Below are 4,168 nucleotides of genomic sequence, written 5' to 3'. Positions count from 1 at the left end.
AATTCAAGATTATATAAAAACAAGAATGAAAATAGCCGGAATGGTAGATGACATATTTACACCATCAGCATATGAAGCAATATATTCTCTAACAAAAGGGCTCCCAAGGATAATAAATAACCTGGTAACGGCTTCTCTTCTCTATGCGTATTCTAAAAGGCTAAGAGAAATAGATGAAGAAGTAATATACCAGGCACAAAATGAAATCAGTTTATGAGAGTAGTAGCTTTCGCTACTCTCATTTTTTATTATACTTCAATTAACCCAAATTGCCAATAACAGATATTAACATATTTTGGCGGTAATGCTCTTAAAAAGTGAAAAAAATTTTTAATCAGGCTGTGATAATTTGAGAAAAAATACTTTTATGCACTTAAAAAATGCCATTATAATTTGAAAATCTTTGGAGATTTAATTCGAGAATTGACAATTAAATATGGTGGTGGAAAACTCTTATGGCCTGTTCCTTCTAGTAGTGTTATAACCTCACCTTTTGGAATGAGATATCATCCTATACTTAAACAGAGTAGAATGCATACGGGTATTGATATTGCTGCCGAGACGGGGGCTTCAATAGTAGCTGCGGCAGATGGACAAGTCATTTTTGCAGGTTATTACGGTGGATATGGATATGCAGTAATTATAGACCATGGAGACGGAATATCCACTTTGTATGGTCATAATTCTGCTTTATTAGTTAAAGAAGGAGATATGGTTAAAAGAGGTCAAGTTATAGCGAAGGCAGGAAGCACAGGTTTAAGTACAGGGCCTCATTTGCACTTTGAAGTGCGCAAAAACGGTGTTCCTGTAGATCCGATGGACTGGTTAAAATAACCAGTCTGTTTTTTTTATTTCATGAATGTTGTATAATAAAAAAGAACATACATATATAATTTTAAGAGACTAAAAAAGGTGGGGAAATTATGGCGAAAAAAAGATTTTATATTTTATTAGCAGTACTTTTAATAGTTACAAATGTTATAACTTTTATGTTAGCAAACGCAGTATCAGTGGCTCTTCCTAATGGTAAAGTCCTTGTTTCTCGTGAGGAGTACCAGTTGATAAAAGAATATAATAAGCTTTTTGATATTGAGAAAATCCTTGAAAATAGGTATGTTGATAAAGTTAACTCTTCAGTCCTTTTAGAAGGTGCTATGAAAGGAATGGCTAACTCTTTGGAGGACCCTTATACTGTATATATGAATAAGAAAGAATTTTCTGATTTTATGACTCAAACTACAGGTACTTATGGGGGAATTGGGATAGTTGTAGCAGTTGATAAAGAAGACCATATTGTGGTGGTTTCTCCAATAAAAAATACACCAGGGGAAAGAGCAGGGATAAAATCCGGCGATATAATAATAGAAGTGAACAATAAAAAAGTAAGCGGCAAAAATTTAGATGAAGCAGTAGCTATGATGAGAGGACCTCAAGGAACAGATGTAACCCTCACTATAATGAGAGAAGGGAAAACTTTTACTAAGACAATAACAAGAGAGATAATAAAATTAGAAACAGTATATGAGGAGATGCTTCCTGATAAAATTGGATATATTAAGATTACAATGTTTGACCAAAGCACAGCTAATGACTTTAAAGCAGCTCTTGATAAGTTAAAGTCTCAGGGCATGAAAGGACTTATACTAGATTTAAGAGATAATCCTGGTGGACTTTTAGAGGAAACTATAGATATTTCTAATTTAATTTTGCCCAAAGGAGTTGTTGTGACGACCAAAGGAAGAGTTGACAATAAAGAATATTATTCTAAAGGACCTGGCCTTGGATTACCCCTTGCTGTTCTTGTAAATAAAGGCAGTGCTAGTGCCTCAGAAATTTTAGCAGGGGCGATAAAAGATAGAAAAGCAGGAGTTTTAGTTGGGACTACTACCTTTGGAAAGGGACTTGTACAAACTATTGTTGACTTTGGTGATGGTACAGGATTAAAATATACTATTGCAAGGTATTACACGCCAAATGGCACAAATATTCAAGGCAAAGGAATTGAGCCCAACTATGTAGTGGAGCTTCCTGCAAATTACACTCTTCAAGATACTCCTGACTTAAAAGGAGATACTCAGCTTATAAAAGCTTTTGAGATTGTAAAAAGTGAGATAAAGTAGGGTGTTAAAATGATAGCTTTTATTCAAGTTTTTTGGATGGCAATAAAGACAATAGCTTTGTCAATTTTTAATCCTTTTTTCTGGATAGTGATAATTCTAATGATAATGCAGTATAGAAATAAAATAGCTATAGAAAGAGAGATTATGGGACATGAGCAAGAACCAATGAAAGAATTGGTTCTTGACTCTATCTTTTATGGTGTAATTGCTGCAATAATTGGGAGCTTTTTTATGATATTTTTAGGAATAACAATAGAAAATGTAGGGCTTCAGTATGTATGGCCTTTGGCTATAGTATTAATGTTTGTCAATCCTAGATATATTTGTTTTTCTTATGCAGGAGGAATAGTTTCTCTATCCAGCTTGATTTTTGGATTTCCTAGTATAAGTGTTTCTGCACTTATGTCTATTGTAGGTATTCTTCATTTGATGGAAAGCCTTTTAATATATGTAGATGGTCCAAGGAATACCACTCCTATCTTTGTAAGGCTTAAGGATGGGCGGGTGGCAGGAGGCTTTACTATGCAAAAGTTTTGGCCCATTCCTTTTGCTGCATTAACTATTGCTACTGGAATAACAATAACAGGACAGGGTGTAAATATGCCAGATTGGTGGCCCATTATCAAACCGGCTGGAATTGATTTAAATAATGCAATTTTTTTAATTATGCCAGGTATTGCAGCTTTAGGATACGGAGACTTAGCTTTAACACAACTTCCAGAAAAGAAAACGCGAATTTCTTCTATACGTTTATTTTTCTTTAGTATAGTTTTGATTATATTGGCGATATTAGGAATCTATACTAAATTATTTCAATATTTAGCAGCTATTTTTGCGCCAGTGGCTCATGAGCTTTTAATTTTAATAGGGCAAAGAGAAGAAAGGGAAAATCCACCTCTTTTTGTAGCGCCAGATACAGGAGTGATGATTTTAGCGACAGCAAAAGGTTCTCCCTCTAGAGAAATGGGAATTAAACCGGGGGATGTAATATTAAAAATTAATGATATTCCTATCAATGATCCAGATGATATAATACGAATACTCAATGAACGGCCTTCTGTGATGTGGATCACTGTAAAAGATTTAAATGGCAATTATACTAACTATGAATATAAGGATCCCCAGGGAATTTTGGGATTAGGGATTTTAATAGTGCCAAAGGCAACTTCTATGATTTATGAAATCAATGAAGGGGGAATATTTATAAAAAAACTAAAAGAAATGTTTAAAAACATCTTTAAGAAAAACAAATAAGGAGGCAAAGTGTGTGTTTTTACAAACTTTTGAAACATATAATTCTTTTAATGAAAGAGAATTAAAAGACAAAAATGTCGTTGTAATAGATACTCTACGGGCGACAAGTGTTATTACTACTGCTTTGTACAACGGAGCTAAAGAGATTATTCCAGTTTCAGAAGTAGAAGAAGCGATCGAACTTGTAAAAAGTTTAGATAAAAAAACTTATCTTTTAGCTGGGGAAAGAAACTCTACAAAGATTGAAGGTTTTGACCTATCTAATTCTCCTTTAGAGTATACTCGTGAAAAAGTAGAGAATAAAACGATAATTTTTACTACTACTAATGGAACAAAAGCTTTAAAAAAAGTCTCTTTAGCAGATAATGTAATTTTAGGATGCCTTTTAAATGCTTCTGCTGTTGCTAAGTATATATACACAAGCAATAAAGATACAATAATTGTATGTGCTGGTACAGAAGGAAAATTTTCTTTTGACGACATAATAACTGCTGGAGTGATATATAAAAAATTGCAAGATTTAATGAAATTTGAAAGTGATGATTTGTCAAAAGCCTGTTATTTTTTGTATAAACCTTATGAGAACAACTTGTATGAAATAGTGAAGGAGGGCTATCACTTTAAAAGATTAAAAGACTTAGGGTATGATGAAGATATTGAGTTTTGCTTGACAGTTGATAAGTTTGATATTGTACCAAAACTTAAAGACGGAATTATAAAAAATTCAGCCGACCTGTAAAGGCCGGCTGTTTGGTGTGCGCCCGGCATGGGCGATAACTTGGCGGTGAAAGTCC

Annotated in this window: 3 protein-coding genes and 2 pseudogenes; all 5 read left to right on the top strand. The window is 33.6% G+C overall.

Going from position 1 to position 4,168, the window contains the following annotated elements:
- Window positions 1–217 (top strand): annotated as a pseudogene (locus M663_RS0102595) (AAA family ATPase); the annotation flags it as partial.
- A gap of 209 nt (window positions 218–426) precedes the next feature.
- Window positions 427–834 (top strand): annotated as a pseudogene (locus tag M663_RS14480) (M23 family metallopeptidase); the annotation flags it as partial.
- Window positions 835–923: 89 nt separating this feature from the next.
- Window positions 924–2,120, top strand: a complete 1,197-nt coding sequence (locus tag M663_RS0102585; protein ID WP_029687841.1) for a S41 family peptidase — start codon at window positions 924–926, stop codon at window positions 2,118–2,120.
- Between the two features lie 9 nt (window positions 2,121–2,129).
- On the top strand, window positions 2,130–3,374 hold the full coding sequence (locus M663_RS0102580; protein WP_029687840.1) for a PDZ domain-containing protein: 1,245 nt from the start codon (window positions 2,130–2,132) through the stop codon (window positions 3,372–3,374).
- Between the two features lie 13 nt (window positions 3,375–3,387).
- On the top strand, window positions 3,388–4,113 hold the full coding sequence (locus tag M663_RS0102575) for a 2-phosphosulfolactate phosphatase family protein (RefSeq protein ID WP_029687839.1): 726 nt from the start codon (window positions 3,388–3,390) through the stop codon (window positions 4,111–4,113).
- Window positions 4,114–4,168: the final 55 nt, after the last annotated feature.

Origin of the sequence: Thermoanaerobacter sp. A7A (assembly GCF_000445185.1) — a bacterium.
Taxonomy (GTDB): Bacteria; Bacillota; Thermoanaerobacteria; order Thermoanaerobacterales; family Thermoanaerobacteraceae; genus Thermoanaerobacter.
The sequence above is the reverse complement of the archived record's forward strand: the minus strand, read 5'-3'. Positions and strand labels throughout refer to the sequence as shown.